Source organism: Cellulomonas sp. zg-ZUI22 (assembly GCF_017353535.1).
In the GTDB taxonomy this organism is placed as follows: Bacteria; Actinomycetota; Actinomycetes; order Actinomycetales; family Cellulomonadaceae; genus Cellulomonas; species Cellulomonas wangleii.
The window spans coordinates 165,407-187,899 of sequence record NZ_JAFMUZ010000006.1; the positions used below are offsets into that span (position 1 = coordinate 165,407).

Sequence of the window (22,493 nt, forward strand, 5' to 3'; positions counted from 1 at the left end):
TGACGTGACCTCAGCCCAGGAACACCTGGGCGCACAGCCACCCGCGCGCCCCCGCCGCGCACCCCACGCCGATCTGCGTGTACGCGGGGCGCAGGATGTTCTCGCGGTGCCCCGGCGACGCCATCCACCCCGCGACCGCGCCCTGGGCCGTCGGGTAGCCGAGCGACAGGTTCTCCCCCACCGTGCCCGCCGCGCACGCCTCGAGCACCGGGCCCAGCGGGTCGTGCTCGAACCGCCCCTGCGCCACCAGCAGCGCGGCACGGGCGGCGGCCTGCTCGGTGGCGCACGCCGAGGTGGCCAGTGCCGGCAGCCCGGCGGCGGTCCGCTCGGCCGAGGTGAGCGTGACGATCTCCGCCGCGAGGGCACCCGCGGCGTCGGCGGGTGCCGCGGGTGGCTGTGCGGCGGCCTGCGGCTGCGGGGAGGGTGAGGCGGGCGGTGCGGGCGGCGCCGGTGGCACGTCCGCGGCCCCGTCCGCGGGTGCGGGCGCCGTCTGCGGCACGGCGGAGCTGGTCAGGGGCGACGGCTCGGCGGGGGCGGGGTCGGCCGTCCGCTCACCGCCGCGCGACGCGACGTCCTGCACCCGGGAGGCGAGCCCGTCGCCCGGCTGCGCCGTGACGACCTCGCGGGTGGGGGCGTTCGCGCCGGGTGCGGCGGACAGGAGCACGGCCATCGCGACGACGAGGGTCCCCGCACTCCCGACCAGACGCACCCGGCGACGTCGGCGCGCCCGGCGGTCCTGCCAGCGGCGGATGTCGCGGCGGTGGACGGCGGGCACACCCGGACGTTACCCGCTAGTGACCTGAATCGGTAGTTGCTGGTAGTTGCTCCTGCTTCGGGCGTTTCACCCGATCACGAGGTCGAGGGCCGCGTCGCCGTCGTCCGGGTCCCCCAGCAGCGCCGCCACGGCACCACGGGACGCCCACCGGCCCGTCGCCCACGCCAGCGCGGCCGCCAGGCCCGCCACGTGCACGGCGTGCATCCGGGCGTCGGCGCCCGCACCCTGCACCCACCAGTCCACGGGCTCGCCGCCGACGCGCAGGTCGTCGTGCCGCCACCACACCGTGGGGGCGTCGGGCAGCAGCGCGAGCAGCGCGTCCGGCACCTCCTCCGGGTCGCCGCCGCCGACGTCGGCGTCCGTGCCGTCCGACGCGAGCGGCAGGTCCAGCAGGTCCGCGACCGTCCGGGCGGCACCGGCGTCACTCCCGTCGGCTCCCGGCACGGGCACCACGGGGACGTCGGACGTCGCGCGCTGCCACCACCGGGGATCGTCGGCCACCGCGGCGTCGTCCACCACCTGCGCGACGCCCGGCCCCACCAGCGCGACGACCGTCGCCGGGGGCTCCTGCGGCCCCGCACCGCGGGCCCACGCCCGCCACACGTGCCCCGCGACGTCCAGCGGCACCCGCGTGCCCACCGGCCCCAGCCGCTCCAGCAGCACCGCCCACCGGTCCGGCGGCACCTCGGCCAGCGACCCGATCCCGCCCAGGGCCCGCAGCACCGTCGCGTCCAGCCCGTGCAGCAGGTCAGGCGCCGGCGGCACCAGCGCCGCGGGCAGGCCGCGCGCACCCGGCAGGGCGAACACCTCCGGCACCGGCAGGTCGGCCCGCGTGCGCAACCACCACGCCGTGTACGACGGGCCGGTGGCCGCCGCACCCTCGCCGCGCACCGGCGTCACCAGCGCCGCCCGCAGCGCCGGGGTGCCGGCCACGTGGGCCAGCAGCGCCGGCCAGCACGCGTCGTCCACGGCGTCCAGGTCGGCGACGGCCGCCACGTCGCCGCAGTACGTGCCCGGCCCCAGCACGTCGGCCAGGTCGGCCACGTACTGCTCCCAGCCGTCCAGCGAGGCCGCAGCCAGCGCCGCCGGGTCGTCGCCGTCGTCGTCCGCCACGCCCGCGACGACGTCCGGCACGGTCGTCACCACCAGGTCGTCCCGCACGCCCACGGCCGCCAGGACGTCCCGGCCCCACCGCTCCACCGCGTCCGCGGCCACGGGCGCGAGCACCCGGTCGTCCAGCAGCCGCGCCGCCGCGCCGCCCGGCAGCACCAGGCCGTGCGCGGGCGCCGGCTCGCCGTCCGCCGCGTCGAGCGTCAGCAGCCCCAGCCACACCGCCGCGTCCGGCGGCACCGCGCCGGCCGCCGCGACCACGTCCAGCACCGCGGCGGTCACCTCGTCCGCGTGCTCCAGGTCGTCGTCGTCCGCCTGCCCCAGCACCGCCGCTCTCAGCGCCGGGTGCGCCAGCAGCCCGGCCGCGTCGAGGCGCTGCGCACCCAGCCGCGCCAGCAGCGGACGCACCACCGCCGGGTCCGCGACGCGCAGGCCCCACGACCGCAGCGCGTCGAGCGTCGCCGGCGCCAGCCCCGCCACGTCGTCGTCCAGCAGCACGACGCCCCGCGGCCCGCGCACCACGCGCCCGTCGACCAGCGGCACCGGCAGCGCCGCCAGACCCTCGCGCGCGGTCGCGTCCTGCGCCGCCGCGTCGAGCGCGTCGTACAGGGCGGTCCAGTCGACGTCACCGCCGGTCGGCAGCTCGTCGACCACCTCGGCCAGCGTGCGCTCCTCGACGCCCAGCGCGCGCAGCGCCGCCGTCCCGGACGGCGGCACCCGCACCAGCCCTGCGACCACGGCACCGAGCGCCGTGACGGCAGGGCCGTCCGACAGGTCCCGCACCACCGTCGCCCGCAGCGGCGGCACCAGGTCGTCGTCCGGCGACGCGGGCACCAGCAGCGGCGTGCGGACCAGTGCCGCCAGCGCGTGCTCGCGCAGCGCCGCGTCGATCGCACCCGCGGCCAAGCCCGTGGGCACCAGCGCCGCCGCGTCCTGCCCGGCGGCCGCCAGCCGGCCCACCAGCTCGGCGTACGCCTCGCCCGCGCGGGCCAGCACCTCGTCCGTCAGCGGCCCGGGCACCACGTGGCGGCGCGACGGGTCCAGCGGCAGCGTCGCCACCAGCACCGCCGGCAGGGAGCACGGCTCGTCGGTGGGCGTGGGCGCGTGCACCACCCGCGGCACCGTGCCGCCCGGCGCGTCCTCGGGGACGCGGGGCAGCGCCCACGTCACCCGCCACGCGCGTGCCGTGCGCTGCTCGACCGGACGGTCCGCGACGACGCCCAGCGGCACCTCGCCCCCCGCCGTCAGGACGTCCCAGCGGTCGTGCACGTCGGCCAGGCGGCGCGGCCGCTCCCCCTCGACGTCGACCAGGACCTCCACGAGCCCCGGCAGCGCCAGCAGCAGCAGGTCGTCCACGTCGGCCAGCAGGGACCGCACCTCGTCCAGGGCGGGCGCGTCCCGCAGCTCGAGGACCACCGCGGTGTCGTACCCCGACGGCGGGCGGCCCTCGGTCGGCCACGGCAGGCGCAGCGCCGGCAGGGACCCGTCACGGCGACGCACCTCGTCCGCCAGCGCGGCCCGGCCCTGCGCGGCCTCCTGCGCGGCCGTCCGCCCGACGGCCTCCCGCGTGTCCGCGAGCGAGAACCGCACCGCACCGGACGTCGAGCAGACCGTCACCTCGTCCGCGACGGCCCGCACAGCCGCGAAGCCGACACCGAAGCGCCCGACCGTGCCCGCGCCGGCGTCCCGCTTGGCCGACGCCCGCAACGACGCCATCGACGCGACCCCCGCCGCGTCCAGGGGTGCGCCGGTGTTCGCGGCCACCAGCACGGCCGTGCCCTCGTCCGTCGTCGCCACGCGCAGCAGCAACCGCCCCGCGACGCCCGCCCGCGTCGCTGCGTCCGCGGCGTTCTGCGCGAGCTCGACCAGCACCCGGTCGCGGTAGTACCCGCGGGCGTGGTCCTCCTCGGTGTTCGCGTCCTCCCGCAACCGCGTCGGGGACGCCCGCCACGCCTCCAGCACCGCGCCGCGCAGGGCGTCGGTACCGAAGACGTCGACGGTCACGACCCGTCGGCGGGTCGCGCGTCGGCGTCGATGTCCGGGGCGACCTCGGTGTCGGGGGCGACCTCGGTGTCCGGGGCGACCTCGGTGTCGGGGAGGACCTCGGTGTCGGGGGCGACCTCGGTGTCGGGGGCGACCTCGGTGTCGGGGGCGACCTCGGCGTCGGGGAGGACCTCGGTGACGACGACCTCGTCGAGGACGGCGACAGGCTCGGCCTCGGCAGCACCGTCGTTCCCGGCGACCGGCTCGCTCTCCGCTGCCGGCTCGGCCTCGATCACCGGCTCGGCCTCCGCGACCGGCTCGGCCTCGGCGACGGGCTCGGCCTCGGCGACGGGCTCGGGCGCGTCCGCGGCGGTGTCGACGGCCGCGGACGGCCGCCGGCGGGCGGGCAGCTCGAGCACGTCGACCGCGTTCTCGTCGAGCAGCGGGTCCGCCGCGGGCCACTCGGTGGGCGCGGGGTCCACGTCGGTCTGCGAGTGGGCGCCGCAGCCGTGGTCCAGGCTGACGACCTTGCCGTCGTCCGGCGACCACTCGTTGGCGCACACCGCGAACAGCGTGCCCAGCGACCCCTGCAGCGGGACGAGGAACCCGCACGACCCGCACGCGCCGGCCGACGCGACCGACCCGGGCGTCGCCGGGCCGCGCGACCCGCGGTACCAGCGCTCGGCGGCCTCGGAGATGCCCAGCGGCGACAGCACCCGCACGCGGGCCAGCGCCAGCTCGTCGATCGCGACCTCGTCGACCTCGGGGTCGCCCGTGGGCGTGAAGCCGGGCTCCAGACGCGGGTCGTCGGGACGGAAGGGCAGCACGTCGCCCGGGCCGATGTCACCCGGGCGCAGCCGCTCGGACCACGGCAGCCACGGGCGCGCCAGGACCGCGTCGTCGCCGGGCAGCAGCTCCGCCTCGCAGACCGTGGCCGTCCGCCCGCGCGGCACCCGCGCGACCGTGACGGTCCAGGCCCAGCCGCGGTACCCGCGCGCGGTGCAGGCGAACCGGTGGGACACCAGCCGCTCCGCCTCCCGCACGGCACCGAGGTACTCGCCGACGTCCTGGGGCTCCTCCGCGATCTCGACCGCGACCTGGCGCGCGAGGTCGACGGCGCGCTCCAGCACGGCGTCCTTGACGGCTGCCACGCTCAGGCCTCGAGCTTGTCGGCCACGCCACGCAGCAGCGTGGCGAACTGCGCGGCACGCTGACCCTCGGGGTAGCGGCCGCGGCGCAGGTCGTTGCCGACCTTGTCGAGCACCTTGATGAGGTCCTCGACCACCACGGCCATCTCGTCCGCCGGGGGGCGCTTCGCCTTGACCACCGAGGGCACCGGGTCCAGGACGGTCACGGACAGGGCCTGCGGTCCGCGACGGCCGTCGGCCACGCCGAACTCGACCTTGGTGCCCGGCTTGGGGGCCGTGACCCCCACGGGCAGCGCGGAGGCGTGCAGGAAGACCTCACCGCCGTCGTCGCCTGCGATGAAGCCGAATCCACGCTCGGTGTCGAACCACTTGACCTTGCCGGTGGGCACTTCCGCTCCTTCAGCGCCGGACACATCCGCGAGCACTCCCGCAGACCGTCACCAGGCTACCGGGCCGGGCCCGGGTTCACGCTCCGCGGACCGCCCCGGACCCCCCGTGACGTGCGCTCGTGCGGGTGAACCCGCAGCACGGGCACGCCCGCGGTCGCTAGGGTCACCGCCGAACGGGAGGAGCACGACATGACGGACAGCCCCTTCGGCCTCTGGACCCAGGAGTCCGACCACGCCCAGTCCCGCCGGATCAGCGAGCTCACGGGCGAGCTCGAGAGTCTCCACCGCTCGCTGCAGGTGCAGAACCGCACGGCGTCGGCCCTGCGCAGCGACCTGGCGTCGCTGCGCGGGTCGATCGAGACGCGGCTGACCAGGCTGTCCGAGGCCTTCGACGCGTTCGTCGAGCTGAGCTCGCTGCGCGACCAGCTCTCGTTGGTGGCCGGCCCGGCACTGGTGCGGCAGGCGGCGCGCGCCCGGCTCGTCGCGCTCGGCACCCCGGCCGGCGGCGACGGACCCGTCCTGGACGTCAGCGGCGCGCCCGCCGCGCCGGGCTACTGGCTCGCGGACGCGGTGGCCGCCCTCGGCCCCGACGACGAGGGCGCCGCTCAGCGCGCCGCCGCGATCGACCTGCGCCGCACCGCCACGTTCCTCACGGTGGCCGGCGCCGCCTGCGGGCGCGCCGATCTGGTGGCCCGGTGGGCACCCGACGCCCTGGGCACCCTCGACGCCACCCGCCCGGTGACCCGGGCCCAGCGCGTGCTGTGGCTGGCCGCCGCCGAGGGCCGGCTGGGGCCCGCCGCCCGGACCGCGCTGGTCGAGCGGCTGACGGCTGCCGTCGCGGACGTCCCGGACGCGACGGCCGAGGAGGCGGTCGCGGCGTGGACCGAGCAGCTCAAGGGCGTGCCCTACCGCGGGTCGAGCGTCGCCAGCGCCCCCGAGGTCGCGGAGGTGCGGCGGGGGGCCGACGGGCTGGGCCGGCTGCAGGAGCTCATGACCCCGCCGCCCGCCGCCGCCGGCACGGACGCCGCCGGGGACGCCCCCGCGGACGACCCGGGACCCGACCCCCTCGTGACCGAGCTGGTCGACGTGCTGCGCGCGCTGATCGACGAGGGCGCGGAGCAGGAGTCGCACCTCATGGCCCGGGTGGCCGAGCTGGAGGCCGTCGTGACCGGGCAGGAGGCCCCCGGCCCGCCGTGGGACGCCGCCACCGACGACCTGCTCGCGCTGCTGCGCGCCGACGCGCTCGAGCGTCGGGACCCGGTGGGCGACGTGGCCCGGGCCGCGTGCGCGCCGTGGGTCCTGCGGGCCGCCGACCGGCTGCTCGCCACCGCCGAGGTCCCCGCGCCGGAGGTGCTCGAGGCGACGGCCGCCGGCCTGACGCTGCGCGCCCGCGCGGGCCGGGCCGAGGTCGAGGGCACCGCGCAGGCCCTGGCCCGCGCGTCCACCCCGCCGCAGCCGGTCACGCCCCGCAGCCTCCGGCTGACGGCCGGCCTGGCGGCCGGTACGGCGCTGCTGTGGGTCATGACCGCGATGACCCGCGGCGACGCGCAGTGGCTGCTGGTCGTGAGCGCGTTCGCGCTCACGATCACCGTCGGTGCGCGCGGCATGCTTCACGCCGTCGGCCGGCGGAACGAGGCGGAGCGTGCCGCGCGCGCCGTCGCCGCCGTCCGGCGGGAGGCCGACCGCCTGCTGGCCCGCGTCGAGAGCGTCACGGCCGAGATCGCGCGCCACCGGCACAGCGCCCAGGAGTCGCACGCCCAGGTGCGTGCCGGGCTCACCACCACCCCGGGCGGCACGGCGACGACGCCCGGTCCGGCGCCCTACGGCGACCCGGACGGCGCACCCGTCGCCGGCCCCGGGGACGCCCTGCCGCCGGCCACCGCCGTCGGTGTGCGCGTCGGTGAGGCGTCGGACGTCGTGGACGGCGCCTGACGTGCGTGTCAGGACCGGCTGGTAGACCGGGGGCGTGGACCACGACCGGGCGCGCGCGCTGCTGCTGGAGCTGCGGCGCGACGCCGTCGCACGACTGTCGGGGCTGGGTGACGCCCACCAGGACGTCGTCGACGCCGCCCGCGGCGCCAACGTGGACGACGAGCACGACCCGGAGGGCGCGACGATCGCGTTCGAGCGCGCCCAGCTGGAGGCGCTCGCCGACGGTGCGCACCGCCGCCTCGCGGAGGTCGACGCAGCCCTGGGCCGGCTGGCCGACGGCACGTACGGGACGTGCGCGGTGGGCGGGGAGCCCATCGACGACGCCCGCCTCGAGGCGCGGCCCACGGCGACGACCTGCGTCGCGCACACCTGACGGGTCAGCTGCCCTCGGCCAGCCGGTCGAGGGCGAGCGCGGCCAGCACGGCGGACCCCGCCACCAGGGCCTCGTCGTCGAAGCGGGCGCGCGGCGAGTGGTTGTACGGCGCGGTGCGGAAGTCCTCGCCCGGGGGCGTCGCGCCCACGAACACGAACGCGCCCGGCACCTGCTGCAGCACGTACGAGAAGTCCTCGGCGCCGGGCACCGGCGCGGGTGCGTCCTGCCAGGCGTCCGCACCGAGCACGTCGTGCGTGACCCGGCGGGCGCGCGCCACCTCGTCCGCGTCGTTGGCGGTCACCGGGTAGCCCCGCTCGTACTCGACGGTCGCACGCATGCCGTGCGCCGCCGCGACGTGCTCGCACAGCCGCGCGACGCGCTCCGGCACCGCCGCGTGCGTCGTCGCGCTGAACGTGCGGACCGTCGCCTCGAGGTGGGCCACGTCCGGGATGATGTTGTCCTTGGTGCCCGCCTCGACCCGGCCGACCGTCAGCACCACCGGGTCGAACACGTCGAACTGCCGCGTGACCATGGCCTGCAGGGCCAGCACCATCTCGGCTGCGACCGGCACCGGGTCCGCCGCCAGGTACGGCTTGGAGCCGTGCCCGCCGCGCCCCTGCACCGTGACGCGCACCGTGTCCGACGCCGCCATGAACGTCCCGGGCCGCGACGCGACCACGCCCAGCGGCAGCGTCGAGGCCATGACGTGCACGCCGTACGCCGCGACGACGGGCGTACCCGCCGCGTCCAGCACGCCCTCCTCGAGCATGAGGCGCGCCCCGTGCTCACCCTCCTCGCCCGGCTGGAACATCAGGACGACCGACCCGGCGATCTGCTCCCGCCGCGCCGCGAGCAGCCGCGCGGCGCCGACCAGGCCCGCGACGTGCAGGTCGTGCCCGCACGCGTGCATCACGCCCGGGTGCTGGGAGGTGAACGGCTCCCCCGACTCCTCGGTGACCGGCAGCGCGTCCATGTCGCCCCGCAGCAGCACCGCCGGGCCCGGCCGCGCCCCGCGCAGCACCGCGGTGACGGAGGACAGGGCCCGCCCGGTCGACACCTCGAGGTCCAGGTCCGCGAGCGCGTCGAGGACCAGACCCTGCGTGAGCGGCAGGTCGAGCCCGCGCTCCGGCACCCGGTGCAGCGCGTGCCGCAGCGCGGCGGTGCGCGGCAGCTCACGGCGCGCGTCGTCGCGCAGGGCCGCCAGGGCGACGGCGGGGTGCTCGTCCGGGGTCGTGGTCTCGTCCAGCGCCATGCGGTCACCCTGCCACAGGCAGGCCGCTGCCCTCCCGGGGTCGCGCACCGTCCGCCCGACGGCCGGACCGGGGTCACCATGGCCGGCCGACGCCTCACCCGACCCGCCGCCCCACGTATCGTGGTGCGGATGGCCACGTTCACCGGGTACCTGCGCGCACGCAGCGACGACGAGCTCGTCGCGCTGCTCGTGCGTCGGCCCGACCTGGCCACCCCGCACCCCGCGACCCTCGCGTCGCTGGCCGCGCGGGCCACCAGCCGGTCCAGCCTGGACCGGGCGCTGACCTGGGTGGACGCGCTGGTCCTGCAGGTCCTCGAGTCCGTCGTCGTGCTGACCTCGACGGTCGGGCCGCCCACGCCCGCGCAGGTGCAGGCGGCGGTCGGCGCGGGAGTGGACGACGCACCCCATGTGGCACGTGCGGTCCAGGACGCGGTCGCGCTCGCGCTGCTGTGGCCCGACGACGACGGCACCCTGCACGCCACGCCCGGTGTGACCGACGCGCTGGGCGCGGCCGTCGCGGGCCTCGCACCGCCGGGCGCCGGTGACGACGACGAGACGGGCGACTCCCTGTCCGACCTCGTCGACGCCCCGCCCGGTGCGGCGTCCGTGCTGGACGCGCTGACGTGGGGCCCGGCCGTGGGACTGGTCCCGCCGCCGGGCACCGCAGCCGCGGACGCCGTGTCGTGGCTGGTCGGGCACGGGCTGCTGACCCGCGCCGACGAGCGTCACGTGCTGCTGCCGCGCCGGGTCGCGCTCGCGCTGCGCGCCGGGCGGACCCACCGCGCACCGGCCCTGGCCCCCGCGTTCGTCGACGCCCCGGTCCGCGACGCCGGCGTGGTGGCCGCCGAGTCCGCGCGCGCCGCGGAGCAGACCGTGCGCCTGGTGCGTCAGCTGCTGACCCGGTGGGAGCAGTCCCCGCCCGGCGTGCTGCGCGCCGGCGGCCTGGGGGCCCGCGACCTGCGCCGCACGGCCCAGGCGCTCGACGTCGACGACGCGCACGCCGCGTGGCTCGTCGAGACCGCGGCGGCCGCGGGCCTGCTGGCCGACGACGGCGAGGAGAGCCCGTCGTTCGTCCCGACCCTGGAGGCCGACGTGTGGGCCGCGCAGGACGTCGCGCCCCGCTGGGCGACGCTCGCGCGGGCGTGGCTGACGTCGGCGCGCACCCCGTGGCTGGTCGGCGAGCGGGACGACCGCGGCACCCGGCGCGCCGCCCTCGACCCCGAGCTGACGCGGCCGTGGGTGCCGCGGCTGCGGCGCGCCGTGCTGGACGTGCTCGCGTCGGCGCCGCGCGGTGCGGCCCTGACCGCGGACGACGTCCACGAGGCGCTGCGCTGGCGCTCGCCGCGGTCGGTGCCGCCGCTGTCCGCGATCGAGGCAGTGCTGGTCGAGGCCGGGCGGCTCGGCGTGCTGGGCGCCGGTGCGCTCGCGTCGGCCGGCCGCGCGCTCCTGGCCGACGACGACGCGGGCGTGGCCCTCGCGGCGGACCTGCCCGCCCCGGTCGACGAGATCCTGCTGCAGGGCGACCTCACGGGCGTGGTGCCCGGGCGGCCGGGGCCCGACCTGGAGGACCTGCTGGAGCTCGCCGCCGAGGTGGAGTCGCGGGGTGGTGCCGTGACCGTGCGGTTCACCGCCGACTCCGTGCTGCGCGCGCTCGACGCGGGCACCACGGCCGACGACCTGCTGACGCGGCTCGGGGCCGCCGCGCGCGGCCGCGTGCCGCAGCCCCTGGAGTACCTGGTGCGGGACGTGGCCCGCCGCCACGGGCGGCTGCGGGCCGGTGCGGCGTCGTCGTACGTGCGGGCCGACGACCCCGCGCTGCTGGCGGGCCTGGTCGACGACCCGCGCCTGGCGTCCTTGCGGCCGCGTCTGCTGGCCCCGACGGTGCTGGTGGCCGACGCGTCACCGGCCGAGCTGCTGGACGCCCTGCGGGCGCGCGGCCTGGCGCCCGTCGCCGAGGACGCCCGCGGTGCCGTGGTCCACGCCGTCGCCCCCGAACGACGGGTGCGGGCACGCCCCCGCCGGACCGCGCCGGTGCACGAGCGACCGCTGCCGGAGCGCGCCGCGTCGGTCGTCGCGACCCTGCGCCGCGGTGACCCCCCGGCGCCGGTCACCGCCGGGCGGGCGACGGACCCGTCGGGGGTGCCCGTGGGTGCCGCTGACGGGGCCGTCGCCCTCAGCAGCGGTCGCCGCGGTCCGTCGTCCGACCCGACCGCACCCTCCGCACGGCGCCCCGCCGGCGGAACACCGGAGCCCGGTGACGCGTTGGTGGTGCTCCGTGAGGCCGCGCAGGCGCGGACGGCCGTGTGGGTCGAGATCGTCGGCCCCGACGGGCGCGCCGACCGGCGGCTCGTGCGGCCGCTGAAGGTCGAGGGCGGCCGGCTGCGCGCGCTGGACCCGCGCCGCGAGGCCGAGCTGACCGTCGCCGTCCACCGCATCGCCGACGTCACCCACGCGGCCGACTGACCCCGCACGCCTGCCCCCGACCCCCCGGAGAAGCCAGTGCCCGACGGCCCGCTCATCGTCCAGTCCGACAAGACCCTCCTGCTGGAGGTCGACCACGACCAGGCCGACGCGTGCCGCCGCGCCATCGCCCCGTTCGCCGAGCTCGAGCGCGCGCCCGAGCACGTCCACACCTACCGGCTGACGCCGCTGGGCCTGTGGAACGCACGCGCCGCCGGGCACGACGCCGAGCAGGTCGTCGACACGCTGCTGGAGTACAGCCGGTACCCGGTGCCGCACGCGCTGCTGGTCGACGTCGCCGAGACCATGTCCCGGTACGGGCGGCTGCAGCTGGTCCAGGACCCGGTGCACGGGCTGGTGCTGCACGCGCTCGACGCGGCCGTCCTCGCCGAGGTCATGAAGTCGCGGCGCACCGCCGGCCTGCTCGGCGAGCGGATCGACAGCACCGACGTGATCGTGCACCCGTCCGAACGGGGCAACATCAAGCAGGTGCTGGTCAAGCTCGGCTGGCCCGCGGAGGACCTCGCCGGGTACGTGAACGGCGAGGCCCACGAGATCGACCTCCTGGAGGACGGCTGGTCGCTGCGGCCGTACCAGAAGCAGGCCGTCGACGGCTTCTTCCACGGCGGGTCCGGCGTCGTGGTGCTGCCCTGCGGCGCCGGCAAGACGCTGGTCGGCGCGGGCGCGATGGCACGGTCGTCGACCACCACGCTGATCCTGGTGACCAACACCGTGTCCGCGCGGCAGTGGCGCGACGAGCTGGTGAAGCGCACGACGCTCACCGAGGACGAGATCGGCGAGTACTCCGGCACGCGCAAGGAGGTCCGCCCCGTCACCATCGCGACGTACCAGGTGCTGACGACGAAGCGGAAGGGCGTGTACACGCACCTCGAGCTGCTCGACGCCCGCGACTGGGGCCTCATCGTCTACGACGAGGTGCACCTGCTGCCCGCGCCGATCTTCCGCATGACCGCGAACCTGCAGGCGCGCCGCCGCCTGGGGCTGACCGCGACGCTCGTGCGCGAGGACGGCCGCGAGGACGAGGTGTTCTCCCTCATCGGCCCCAAGCGGTTCGACGCGCCGTGGAAGGACATCGAGTCGCAGGGGTACATCGCCCCGGCCGAGTGCGTCGAGGTGCGCCTGACGCTGCCCGACCACGAGCGCATGGCGTACGCGACGTCGGAGCCGGAGGACCGGTACCGCCTGGCGGCGACCGCGTCCGGCAAGAACCGCGTCGTGGACTCCCTGGTGGCGAAGCACGCGGGCGAGCAGACCCTGGTGATCGGCCAGTACCTCGACCAGCTCCACGAGCTGGCGGAGCACCTGGGCGCGGACCTCATCACCGGCGAGACGACCGTGCGCGAGCGGCAGCGGCTGTTCGACGCGTTCCGCACCGGGGAGATCACCACGCTCGTGGTCTCGAAGGTCGCGAACTTCTCCATCGACCTGCCCGAGGCGTCCGTCGCCATCCAGGTCTCCGGGTCGTTCGGGTCCCGCCAGGAGGAGGCCCAGCGCCTGGGCCGCATCATGCGCCCGAAGGCCGACGGCAAGACCGCGCACTTCTACACGGTCGTGGCCCGCGACACCGTCGACCAGGAGTTCGCCGCCCACCGGCAGCGGTTCCTGGCGGAGCAGGGGTACGCCTACACGATCGTCGACGCCGAGGACCTGGGCGTAGCCCGGTGAACCGTGGGGGCGCGCGCAGCCGCACCCTGTCCGCATGACCGCACGTCCGCACGAACAGGAACCGATGACCCTCCTCCAGCTGACCCCCGACCTGCTCCCGACCGCGCTGCCGAGCGGCTGGCGCGCGCACGTCCCCGGGCCCGACGACGTCCCCGACCTGCACGCGCTGCGGGCCCGGCACGAGGTCGTGGCACGGGGTGCGCGGACGGCCGGGGCGGACGCGACGCAGGCCGAGGTCACGGGCGACGGCGCCGGGACGCGGGTGCACGTGGTGGTGCGCGACACCACGGGTGCCGCCCGCGGGTGGGCGACGGTGACCGACCGTGCGGCCGGGCGCGTGCTGGTCGCGGTCGTGGTCGACCCGGACCTCGACGACGCCACGGGTGACGAGGTGGCGGCGGCCCTCTTCGCCTGGGCGGAGGCCGCCGGGCTCGCGCTGGCCCGCGCACGCGGGCTCACCCGCACCCAGCTGGACAGCGGTGCCTTCGACGCGGACCCCCGCCAGCAGCGTCGCCTCGTGGCCGCGGGGTACGCCCGGGTCCGCCGGTGGTGGCAGATGCGCCGGCCCGTGGGCGACGACGACCGCGGGCTCCGTCCGACGGGACCCGGTGTGGTCGTGCGGCGACTGCGACGAGCCGCGGACGGGGCGCCGGACGAGCGTGACCTCGTCGCGTCGCACGACGTGCTGGAGCAGGCGTTCGCCGACCACTTCAACCACCACGAGGAGACGTTCGACGAGTTCCTGGCCCGGCTGCGCGCCGACCCGGGTCACCGCTGGGACCACTGGTGGATCGCTGAGCTCGTGGACGGTGCCGAGCCCGCACCGGTCGGTGTGCTGATCGCGAGCGCGTCGGTCGACGAGCAGGGCCGCGCCGTCGGCAGCTACGTCGAGTACCTGGGGGTGCTGCGCACGGCGCGCGGGCGCGGTGTGGCGCGCTCCCTGCTGGACGCGGTGGTCACGGACGCCGCCGAGCGGGGGCGGACGCGGGTGGCCCTCGAGGTCGACGCGGACTCCCCCACGGGTGCCGCCGACCTGTACGTGCGGTGCGGGTTCAGCACGTCGTACGTGACGCAGTCCTGGCACCGGTACGTCGACGTCACCTGAGGCCGGACACCGGCCCGGCGGAACCCGAGCGCGGCCGGGCGCGTTGCCACAGGTGCAGGCCTGAGAAAGGATCGAGACGTGCATCTTGCTCGTCGTGCCCTCCACCCGTTCGCCGCCGTCGCCGTCGGGGCGGTGGTGCTCGTCGCCGGCGCGGGCGGTGCCGCCGCGGAGGCGCCGTTCGACCTGCGCGGGGAGACCGTCGTCGACCCCGCGGGGGTGCTCGACGACGTGCCGGCCGTGCAGGACGCGGTCGACGAGGTGCGCACCGAGACGCCCTACCGGCTGACGGTCGTGTACGTCGACACGTTCGACGGGTTGTCGCCCGACACCTGGGTGCAGCGCACCGCGGAGGCCTCCGGGCTCGGGTCGTCCGACGCCGTGCTGGCGGTCGCCGTGGACGACCGGGAGTACAGGCTGGCTCCCCGGAGCCTGGGGTCCCTCTCGTCCTCCCAGCTCGACCGCGTCGCCGACGACGTCAAGTCCGACCTGGCGAGCGAGGACTGGGACGGGGCCGCGATCGCGGCCGCGGAAGGCATCGTCGCGGCGGCGAACGGCGAACCCGTCGGGTCGGGGTCGGGCGCGTCGGGCGGGTCGTCGGGCGGCGGGTTCACCGTGGTGCTGCTGCTCGGGTTCATCGCCATCGGGGCGGTCCTGCTGTTCACGTTCCTGCGGCGCCGACCGCAGCCGACGGGCACGCTGCGCGACACCGCGGGCGCCACGCGGGTGGCGGGTGCCGCCGACGAGTTCACCGCGCTGCCCACGGCCGAGCTGGACCGCCGCTCCGCCTCGGCGCTGGTGGCGCTCGACGACGCCCTGCGCTCGTCGGAGGAGGAGCTCGGGTTCGCCCAGGCGCAGTTCGGTGAGGACCAGACGCGCGGCTTCGAGACCGCGCTGGTGCAGGGCAAGCAGACGCTCACCGAGGCGTTCCGCCTGCGGCAGACGCTCGACGACGACGTGCCCGACACCGAGGAGCAGGTGCGGGCCACGTCCGCGCAGATCCTGCGGCTGTGCGGGCAGGTCGAGCAGCAGCTCGACGAGCAGAAGGACGCGTTCGACCGGCTGCGCGCCATCGAGGCCCGCGTCGACGACGCGCTCGCGGCCCACGACCGCGAGGCGCAGCGCCTGCGGGGCCGCGTGGAGCCGGCGCGCGCCACGATCGCGACGCTGACCGCGCGCTACTCCCCCGACACGCTCGGCTCGGTCGCGGGCAACGCGGACCAGGCGGCCCGGCTGCTGGACGACGTCGAGACGACCATCGGGCAGGGCCGGGAGCGTTCGGGCTCCGGCGACCGGGCCGCGGCCGTCGGCTTCGCACGTGCCGCCGAGGAGGCTCTCGCGCAGGCCAGGACGCTGCTGGACGCCGTCGACTCGGCCGACGCGGACCTCGCGACGGCCGGCGCGCGCCTCGACGCCGGCATCCGCTCGATCACGTCCGACCTGGCCGACGCCGAGCGGCTGGCGCCCGGCGACCCGCAGGTCGTGCCGCACGCGCAGGAGGCGCGCGCGGCCGTCGAGGCGGCCACCGCCGCACGGGCGGGGACCGGTGACCCGCTCGCGGCGCTGCGCCGCCTCACCGACGCCGAGGCCGCGATCGACGCGGCCCTCGCGCCCCGGCGCGACGCCGAGGAGCGCGGCCGGCGGGCGCGGGCGCTGCTCGACGACACGCTCGGCCGCCTGGACTCCGCGGTCCGCGCCACCACCGACTACGTCAGCACGCGGCGCGGCGCGGTCGGCCCGCAGGCCCGGACCCGGCTCGCCGAGGCGGACCGGCTGCGGCTGCGCGCGCTCGACCAGCGCACCACCGACCCCGAGACCGCGCTGGCCACCGCCCAGCAGGGTGAGCGGCTGGCCGCGGAGGCGCAGCGCCTGGCGCAGATCGACGTCGAGAACGCCCGGTACGACGACCACGACCGCCACGGCGGCACCGGGGGCGGCAACGACATCGGCGGCATGATCCTCGGCGGCATCCTCATCGACTCGATCCTGCGCGGCGGCGGACGCGGCGGCGGCGGCTGGGGCGGCGGAGGCGGAGGCTTCGGCGGAGGGTTCGGCGGCGGCGGACGCGGGGGCGGCTTCGGCGGCGGGTTCGGCGGCGGGGGGCGCGGCGGCGGCTTCGGCGGCGGCGGACGCGGCGGCGGGTTCTGACGCCGCAGCAAGCTCACGCGGCCGCCGAGAGCGGCGGACGCGGCTCGTGACACCGGACGGACGGTCCGGGTCGGCACCACAGGGAGGGCACGACACGATGACCGAGAAGCAGTCGATCTTCGGACGGATCGCGCAGCTGGGGCGCGCGAACATCAACGCGCTCATCGACCAGGCCGAGGACCCGCAGAAGATGCTCGACCAGCTGGTGCGTGACTACACCAGCTCGATCGCGGACGCCGAGAAGGCGATCGCGCAGTCGATCGGCAACCTGCGGCTCGCCGAGCAGGACTACAACGAGGACGTCGCCGCGGCCCGCGACTGGGGCCAGAAGGCGCTCGCCGCGTCGTCGCGTGCCGACCAGTTCCGGGCGGCGGGCGACACCGCCAACGCGGACAAGTTCGACAACCTCGCCAAGATCGCGATCGGCAAGCAGCTCACCGCGGAGCAGGAGGTCCGCGACGCGGAGCCCGTGATCGCCTCGCAGCGCGAGACGGTCGAGAAGCTCAAGTCCGGCCTGGCGCAGATGAAGGACAAGCTCGGCCAGCTGAAGTCGCGGCGCGACACGCTCGTCGCCCGGCAGAAGTCCGCGCAGGCGCAGCGCCAGGTGCAGGAGGCGATCGGCTCGATCAACGTCCTGGACCCGACGAGCGAGATCGCGCGCTTCGAGGAGAAGGTGCGCCGCGAGGAGGCGTACGCGATGGGCCAGGCCGAGCTGGCCGCGTCGACGCTCGACTCGCAGTTCGCCGAGCTCGAGTCGGCCGGTGCGGAGATCGAGATCGAGGCGCGGCTCGCCGCGCTCAAGCAGGGCAGCTCGCCGCGGCAGATCGAGGCGACCACGGTCACCCCCGCCGTGGGCACCCGCACCGACGACGCCTGACCCGCACCCCGTCCGACGGTGACGGCCCGGCCCCCGCGGGGACCGGGCCGTCGTCCGTACGAGGGATCGACGAGGCGGTGAGGGTCAGGGGCGCGTGCGGCGCGCGAACGCGCGGTCGTGCACGACGTTGACGAACGCCTGGGCGACGGCGCGCCCGGCCGCCTCGACCTCGGCGGCCCGCTCGGTCATCTGGGCGACCACCGCATCGGTGTCGACCCGGTCGTCTCCCTCGGCCCAGCCGCGCAAGGTCGCCAGGCCCGCCTCGGGGTGGAACTGCACGCCCCACGCACTGCCGATGCGGAACGCCTGGAACGGGTAGGTGGCGGACGACGCGAGCCACACGGCGCCGCGCGGCAGGTCGACCACCGCGTCGGAGTGCATGCTGGGCAGGGGGGTGCTGCGCGCCGCCCCGGCGAGCGGGACCAGCGGCGCGACGAGCGAGTCCGTCGCCGCCTCGGGCCGCCACCGCACGTCGATCACGCCGGCCTCGCACCCGGGGGGCGCGGCGACCTGGACGCGTCCGCCGCGGGCGACGGCCAGCAGCTGGGCGCCCAGGCAGATGCCCAGGGCCGGGACGTCGGTGGCGCTGACGACGGCCAGGAGGTCACGCAACGGGCGCAGCCACGGGGCGGCGTGGTCGTCGTAGGCGGACATCTGCCCACCGAGCACGAGCAGACCGTCGCCGACCTCCGTCGGGCCGGGCAGCGCGTCCCCGAGGTCGGCGCGGACGAGCTGGACGTCGATGCCCGGCAGCCACTCGGTGAACCGGTCGAGGCCCACGTCAGGGGAGCTCTGGACGACGGTCACGCGGGGTGCGGTGCCGGCGGCGGAGGCGTCGAGCGTGCGGTCGCTGAAGTCAACGGTCACCCGTCCACGGTAGTCGCCGGGGCGTCACGGGCCGACCGTCCAGGTCACGTGTCCATCACGATCGCCGTCGTGCCGGCGTGCCCCGGGACGTCCGTTCCGGCTGTGGTGCCCGGTCGCGGGTGCCCTGCCCGCGTGCACGCGTCCCGCGTGTACTCAGGCAGCTCCCAGGATCCGACCCCAGACTGGGAGGATGACCAGCACGCCCAGTGCGCCGGAGGCCCGGCTGCTCGTCGTGGACGACGAGCCGAACATCCGCGAGCTGCTCGCGACGTCGCTGCGGTTCGCTGGGTTCGAGGTGCACGCCGCGGCGGACGGCCTTTCCGCGCTGCGGCTGGCGCGGGACACGGACCCCGACCTGGTGGTGCTGGACGTGATGCTGCCCGACATGGACGGCTTCACCGTGACGCGGCGCCTGCGGGAGAAGGGCCAGCACGTGCCCGTGCTGTTCCTCACGGCGCGCGACGACACGGCGGACAAGGTGCAGGGCCTGACGGTCGGCGGCGACGACTACGTCACCAAGCCGTTCAGCCTCGAGGAGGTCGTGGCCCGGATCCGCGCGATCCTGCGCCGCACCCAGCCGGACGACGGCCTGGGGTCCCACGTGCTGCGCTACGCGGACCTCGAGCTCGACGACGACACGCACGAGGTGCGCCGGGCGGGGCACGAGGTGGAGCTGTCCCCCACCGAGTTCAAGCTGCTGCGGTACCTCATGCTCAACCCGCAGCGGGTGCTGTCCAAGACGCAGATCCTCGACCACGTGTGGCAGTACGACTGGGGCGGCGACGCGAACATCGTGGAGTCGTACATCTCCTACCTGCGCCGCAAGATCGACCACCTCACGGACGCCGACGGCAACCGGCTGCCGCCGCTCATCCACACCCGCCGGGGTGTGGGGTACCTGCTGCGCGAGCAGCCGTGAGCGGGACGACCGGCGCGGCGTCCGACGAGCACGTGCACGCCGCTGCTGGTGACACCGGTGCCGCCGGGCCGGGCGCGACGGCCGCCGCGTCGGACGCCGCGGCCGGGACCCCGCCGCACCGTGACCCGCTGGCGTCGTTGCGGGACGCCTGGCGGGCCGCGTCGCTGCAGCGCCGGCTGGTCACGATCACGGCGGTGCTGCTGGGTGCGGGCCTGGTCGTCGCCGCCGTGACGGCCACGACGTTGCTGCAGCGCACCCTGCTGGCGCCGGTCGACGACAAGCTCGACGCCGAGGCGCAGGTGGTCGCGGAGGACGCCCTGGCCTTCCTCACCAGCGGCGGCGGGCAGATCGGCCCCACGGACTACTACGTGCGGGTGCAGACCTCGGGGCAGCAGGCGCAGCTGGCCGGCCACGCCTCGCAGCGGTCGTACGGCACGCCGCGCGTGGCCGACCTCACCGCGGACGAGGCCGCGGCGACCCGGGGGGAGCCGTTCACGGTGTCGTCGACGCGCGCCGGGTCGCGCTGGCGCGTGGTCGCGTACCCCTTCTCGGCACCGGACGGCACCACCGGGTCCGTGGTCGTCGGTCTGCCCCTGAAGGACATCCACAGCACCCTGGTGCAGATGAGCCGGACGCTGGTCGCCTCGGGCGTGCTCATCGTCGTCGCGGGGGTGCTGGTCGGCGGCCTGGCCGTGCGCCGGTCCCTGCGCCCGCTGGGCGAGATCGAGCGCACAGCGGCGAAGATCGCGGCGGGTGACCTCTCCCAGCGCGTGCCCGTCGCACCGCAGACCACCGAGGTGGGACGCCTGGGGATCGCGCTCAACGGCATGCTCACGCAGATCGAGGAGGCGTTCACCGCGCGCACGGCGTCCGAGGCGCGGATGCGCCGGTTCGTCGCGGACGCGTCGCACGAGCTGCGCACGCCGCTCGCGGCCGTGCGCGGGTACGCCGAGCTGTACCGGATGGGCGCCCTGACGACACCCGAGCAGGTCAGCGACACCATGCACCGCATCGAGGAGTCGGCGCGGCGCATGGGATCGCTGGTGGAGGACCTGTTGGCTCTGGCCCGGCTCGACGAGGGGCGGCACGGCCGGCTGGGCCCGGTCGACCTGACCGTCCTGGCGGCCGACGCGGTCAGCGACCTGCGGGCGCTGGACCCGCAGCGCCCGGCGCGCCTCGAGGCGCTGGGCGGTGTCAGCGGTCCGCGCGTGGTCCGCGGGGACGAGGTGCGGCTGCGGCAGGTGCTGGCCAACCTGGTGGGCAACGCGGCGCGCCACACCCCGCCGGGCACACCGGTCGAGGTGGTCGTCGGTGCGGGGCAGGACGGCCGCACGGCCGTGCTCGAGGTGCGCGACCACGGCCCGGGCATCCCGCCCGAGCACGTCGAGCGCGTCTTCGAGCGCTTCTACCGCGTCGACCCCTCCCGCACGCGGGACTCCGGCGGCTCCGGGCTCGGCCTGGCGATCGTCGCCGCGATCGTCGCGTCGCACGACGGCCGCGTGACCGTGCACGAGACGCCCGGGGGCGGCACGACGGTCCGCGTCGAGCTGCCCGTCGCCGGCCCCCGCGGGGTGGCCGACGGACCGACGGACGCTCCCGGCGTGGACAGGGGCGCAGGTGCGCCCACCGACGGGACGACGGAGGCCGGTGGCGGCGTCCCGCCCGGTACGCGCTGACTGCCCGACCCGCGGTCCACCACTCCCCCGGGCTGGGGACGTGGCTACGATGGCGCTTCCTTCGCCATCGTCGTGAGGCTGATCCATGGGCGTCCAAGACGCACCCGCCTGGCTCGTCCCGGCGTTCACCAGGAACGTCGTCGAGGCCGGCGGCACCGCACCCGCACCTGACATCCGGCGTACCGCCGAGGGTCTGCTCGACCGCTGGACCCGGCCGGAGCGCCACTTCCACAACCTGCGGCACCTGGTCGACGTGCTCGCGCGCGTCGACGAGCTGGACGAGGAGGCGCACCACCCCGAGCTCGTCCGCCTGGCCGCCTGGTACCACGGCGCCGTGTTCGACTCCGCCGACGGCAAGGCGTACGCCAACCGCGGCGGCGAGGACGAGGCCGCCAGCGCTGTCCTCGCCCGCGAGGAGCTCACGGGCCTCGGGGTCCCGGAGGGCAACGTGCGGAAGGTCGCCGCGCTGGTCTCGGCGCTCGTCCGCCACGCGCCGGACCCCACCGACTCCGACTGCGCGGTGCTCTGCGACGCGGACCTCGCGATGCTCGCGACCGAGCCCCAGCGGTACAAGGCCTACCTGCAGGACGTGCGGGCCGAGTACGCCCACCTGCCCACCGAGGACTACGTCCGCGCCCGCATCCGCATCCTCCACAAGCTGCTGGCCCGCCCTTCGCTGTTCGTGAGCCCGCTCGCCCAGCCCTGGGAGGAGCCCGCCCGCCAGAACGTGTCGGCCGAGCTCCAGCGGCTGGAGAAGGAGATCGCCCGGCTCGAGGCCGCCGACGCGGCGGCTGCCGCGCCGGCCGCGGACGGCGCCGCCCCGCCGGACGCGGCACCGTCCGTCCCGACGCCGCACACCTCGGGGACCGGACGGCCCTGACTCCGGCCACGTCGCGCGGCGTCCTGGCCGCCGGGCGGGCGCCCCGCACCGGTGCGCCCGCCTGCCGGGGCGGCTCTCAGTGCGTGAAGAGCCGCGAGGCATGGGCCTCGGCCTCGGCGTAGGTCCGGGCCGCGGCCTGCATGGCCGTCGCGATCTGCGCCAGCGACTGCTCGACGCGCGCCTGCGTGACGTTCCACTCCCCCACCACGGCGCCGAACGCGCCCGCGGCCCCGCCGCGCCACGTGGCCTGCAGCTCGGTCAGCTGCCGCTGCATCGCGGCGACCTCGGACTGGATGCTCGCGGACCGTGCGAGCACGCCCGCCGCCGACCCGTCGAGCTGTGCGCTGTCGACCTCGTACCTGCTCATGGACGTCCTCCCGTGCACCGTCGCTGCCGCGGGCCGCGGCACCGTGACGACGGCACGTCCCCGACGCTAGGTGCGCCGCGACCGCGGGCCCGGGCGCGCCGGCAGGGCTGTGGACGCCGGGTCCCGCGGTGGGGCTGTGGTGCGTTGACGCCGTACCCTCGCCCGGTGACCGTGCTCGTCGACCCGCCGCTGTGGCCCCGTCACGGCACCGTGTGGGGTCACCTCGTGAGCGACACCTCGTACGGCGAGCTGCACGCGTTCGCGGCCCGGGCCGGCCTGCCGCGCCGGGCCTTCGACCTCGACCACTACGACGTCCCCGTCGAGCGCTGGGACGACCTGGTCACCCTGGGCGCGCAGCCGGTCAGCACCCGCGAGCTGGTGCGCCGGCTGCGGGCGTCGGGCCTGCGGGTCCCGGCCCGCGACCGCCGCGGCTGACGCCCCGGTCCGACGCCACGTCTGACGCACCACCCGCGGACGCCGCGGCGGTGGGGCCGGGGCCGGGCGGGGCCCCGGCCCCCCCCCGGGGAGCGGCCCCCGGGCGCGGCCCCG

At 76.9% G+C, this 22,493-nt stretch carries 18 protein-coding genes; 11 read left to right on the plus strand and 7 right to left on the minus strand.

All coding sequences use genetic code 11. The features are described from left to right. Window positions 1–10: 10 nt before the first annotated feature. The 4 genes from J1G43_RS14695 to J1G43_RS14710 form a co-directional block, all read right to left on the minus strand. Window positions 11–775 carry a CAP domain-containing protein gene (locus J1G43_RS14695; RefSeq protein ID WP_207378728.1) on the minus strand — a complete coding sequence of 255 codons (765 nt, stop codon included), beginning with the start codon at window positions 773–775 and terminating at the stop codon, window positions 11–13. A gap of 66 nt (window positions 776–841) precedes the next feature. Further along, window positions 842–3,889, minus strand: coding sequence for a sacsin N-terminal ATP-binding-like domain-containing protein (locus J1G43_RS14700; protein WP_207378729.1), 3,048 nt, complete (start codon window positions 3,887–3,889; stop codon window positions 842–844). Next, window positions 3,886–5,019, minus strand: a complete 1,134-nt coding sequence (locus tag J1G43_RS14705) for a DUF3027 domain-containing protein (RefSeq protein WP_207378730.1) — start codon at window positions 5,017–5,019, stop codon at window positions 3,886–3,888. Before J1G43_RS14705 ends, J1G43_RS14700 begins: the two co-directional genes overlap by 4 nt. A gap of 2 nt (window positions 5,020–5,021) precedes the next feature. Beyond that, window positions 5,022–5,405, minus strand: coding sequence for a cold-shock protein (locus J1G43_RS14710; protein ID WP_207340553.1), 384 nt, complete (start codon window positions 5,403–5,405; stop codon window positions 5,022–5,024). A 189-nt stretch (window positions 5,406–5,594) separates the two neighbouring features. Between J1G43_RS14710 and J1G43_RS14715 the strand changes: the two genes are divergently transcribed. Together J1G43_RS14715 and J1G43_RS14720 are read left to right on the plus strand one after the other, a co-directional pair. Continuing rightward, entirely contained in the window at window positions 5,595–7,337 is a 1,743-nt protein-coding gene (locus tag J1G43_RS14715) for a hypothetical protein (RefSeq protein WP_207378731.1), read from the plus strand. Window positions 7,338–7,371: 34 nt separating this feature from the next. After that, the gene (locus J1G43_RS14720) at window positions 7,372–7,710 is read left to right on the plus strand and encodes a TraR/DksA C4-type zinc finger protein (protein ID WP_207340551.1); all 339 of its coding nucleotides are present in this window, start codon (window positions 7,372–7,374) and stop codon (window positions 7,708–7,710) included. 4 nt (window positions 7,711–7,714) lie between these two features. Here J1G43_RS14720 and J1G43_RS14725 read toward each other — a convergent pair whose 3' ends face one another. Then, window positions 7,715–8,962: a M20 family metallopeptidase gene (locus J1G43_RS14725; RefSeq protein ID WP_207378732.1), complete on the minus strand. Its 1,248-nt coding sequence runs from the start codon at window positions 8,960–8,962 to the stop codon at window positions 7,715–7,717. A 129-nt stretch (window positions 8,963–9,091) separates the two neighbouring features. Here J1G43_RS14725 and J1G43_RS14730 point away from each other — a divergent pair, with 129 nt between their 5' ends. From J1G43_RS14730 to J1G43_RS14750, 5 genes are all read left to right on the plus strand, one after another. Beyond that, complete coding sequence (locus tag J1G43_RS14730) at window positions 9,092–11,425, plus strand: helicase-associated domain-containing protein (protein WP_207378733.1); 2,334 nt, start codon at window positions 9,092–9,094, stop codon at window positions 11,423–11,425. A gap of 36 nt (window positions 11,426–11,461) precedes the next feature. Continuing rightward, on the plus strand, window positions 11,462–13,108 hold the full coding sequence (locus tag J1G43_RS14735; RefSeq protein WP_207340548.1) for a DNA repair helicase XPB: 1,647 nt from the start codon (window positions 11,462–11,464) through the stop codon (window positions 13,106–13,108). Window positions 13,109–13,142: 34 nt separating this feature from the next. After that, window positions 13,143–14,213 carry a GNAT family N-acetyltransferase gene (locus J1G43_RS14740; RefSeq protein WP_242635798.1) on the plus strand — a complete coding sequence of 357 codons (1,071 nt, stop codon included), beginning with the start codon at window positions 13,143–13,145 and terminating at the stop codon, window positions 14,211–14,213. A gap of 78 nt (window positions 14,214–14,291) precedes the next feature. Continuing rightward, a complete protein-coding gene (locus tag J1G43_RS14745) occupies window positions 14,292–16,358 on the plus strand; it encodes a TPM domain-containing protein (protein ID WP_207371337.1) in 2,067 nt (688 codons plus the stop codon). 97 nt (window positions 16,359–16,455) lie between these two features. Further along, window positions 16,456–17,235, plus strand: coding sequence for a PspA/IM30 family protein (locus J1G43_RS14750; RefSeq protein WP_207340545.1), 780 nt, complete (start codon window positions 16,456–16,458; stop codon window positions 17,233–17,235). An 84-nt stretch (window positions 17,236–17,319) separates the two neighbouring features. Here the strand turns inward: J1G43_RS14750 and J1G43_RS14755 are convergent, their stop codons facing one another. Continuing rightward, a complete protein-coding gene (locus J1G43_RS14755) occupies window positions 17,320–18,102 on the minus strand; it encodes a type 1 glutamine amidotransferase (RefSeq protein WP_307859620.1) in 783 nt (260 codons plus the stop codon). Between the two features lie 190 nt (window positions 18,103–18,292). Here J1G43_RS14755 and J1G43_RS14760 point away from each other — a divergent pair, with 190 nt between their 5' ends. The 3 genes from J1G43_RS14760 (at window position 18,293) to J1G43_RS14770 (ending at window position 21,577) form a co-directional block, all read left to right on the plus strand. Then, window positions 18,293–19,021, plus strand: coding sequence for a response regulator transcription factor (locus J1G43_RS14760; protein WP_207340544.1), 729 nt, complete (start codon window positions 18,293–18,295; stop codon window positions 19,019–19,021). Then, a complete protein-coding gene (locus J1G43_RS14765; RefSeq protein ID WP_307859621.1) occupies window positions 19,018–20,697 on the plus strand; it encodes a HAMP domain-containing sensor histidine kinase in 1,680 nt (559 codons plus the stop codon). Before J1G43_RS14760 ends, J1G43_RS14765 begins: the two co-directional genes overlap by 4 nt. An 85-nt stretch (window positions 20,698–20,782) precedes the next feature. After that, window positions 20,783–21,577 (plus strand): hypothetical protein, encoded by a 795-nt coding sequence (locus tag J1G43_RS14770; protein WP_207378734.1) that lies wholly within the window; start codon window positions 20,783–20,785, stop codon window positions 21,575–21,577. Window positions 21,578–21,653: 76 nt separating this feature from the next. On the opposite strand, the gene J1G43_RS14775 is transcribed toward J1G43_RS14770, so the two are convergent. Further along, entirely contained in the window at window positions 21,654–21,944 is a 291-nt protein-coding gene (locus tag J1G43_RS14775; RefSeq protein WP_207340542.1) for a WXG100 family type VII secretion target, read from the minus strand. Between the two features lie 165 nt (window positions 21,945–22,109). Between J1G43_RS14775 and J1G43_RS14780 the strand changes: the two genes are divergently transcribed. Continuing rightward, window positions 22,110–22,379 (plus strand): DUF4031 domain-containing protein, encoded by a 270-nt coding sequence (locus tag J1G43_RS14780; RefSeq protein WP_207340541.1) that lies wholly within the window; start codon window positions 22,110–22,112, stop codon window positions 22,377–22,379. Window positions 22,380–22,493 lie beyond the last annotated feature (114 nt).

Coding starts and splice junctions, on each gene's coding strand:
- J1G43_RS14715 (WP_207378731.1), top strand. CDS start 5,595: ATGACGGACAGCCCCTTCGGCCTCTGGACCCAGGAGTCCGACCACGCC.
- J1G43_RS14725 (WP_207378732.1), bottom strand. CDS start 8,962: ATGGCGCTGGACGAGACCACGACCCCGGACGAGCACCCCGCCGTCGCC.
- J1G43_RS14730 (WP_207378733.1), top strand. CDS start 9,092: ATGGCCACGTTCACCGGGTACCTGCGCGCACGCAGCGACGACGAGCTC.
- J1G43_RS14740 (WP_242635798.1), top strand. CDS start 13,143: ATGACCGCACGTCCGCACGAACAGGAACCGATGACCCTCCTCCAGCTG.
- J1G43_RS14750 (WP_207340545.1), top strand. CDS start 16,456: ATGACCGAGAAGCAGTCGATCTTCGGACGGATCGCGCAGCTGGGGCGC.
- J1G43_RS14760 (WP_207340544.1), top strand. CDS start 18,293: ATGACCAGCACGCCCAGTGCGCCGGAGGCCCGGCTGCTCGTCGTGGAC.
- J1G43_RS14770 (WP_207378734.1), top strand. CDS start 20,783: ATGGGCGTCCAAGACGCACCCGCCTGGCTCGTCCCGGCGTTCACCAGG.
- J1G43_RS14775 (WP_207340542.1), bottom strand. CDS start 21,944: ATGAGCAGGTACGAGGTCGACAGCGCACAGCTCGACGGGTCGGCGGCG.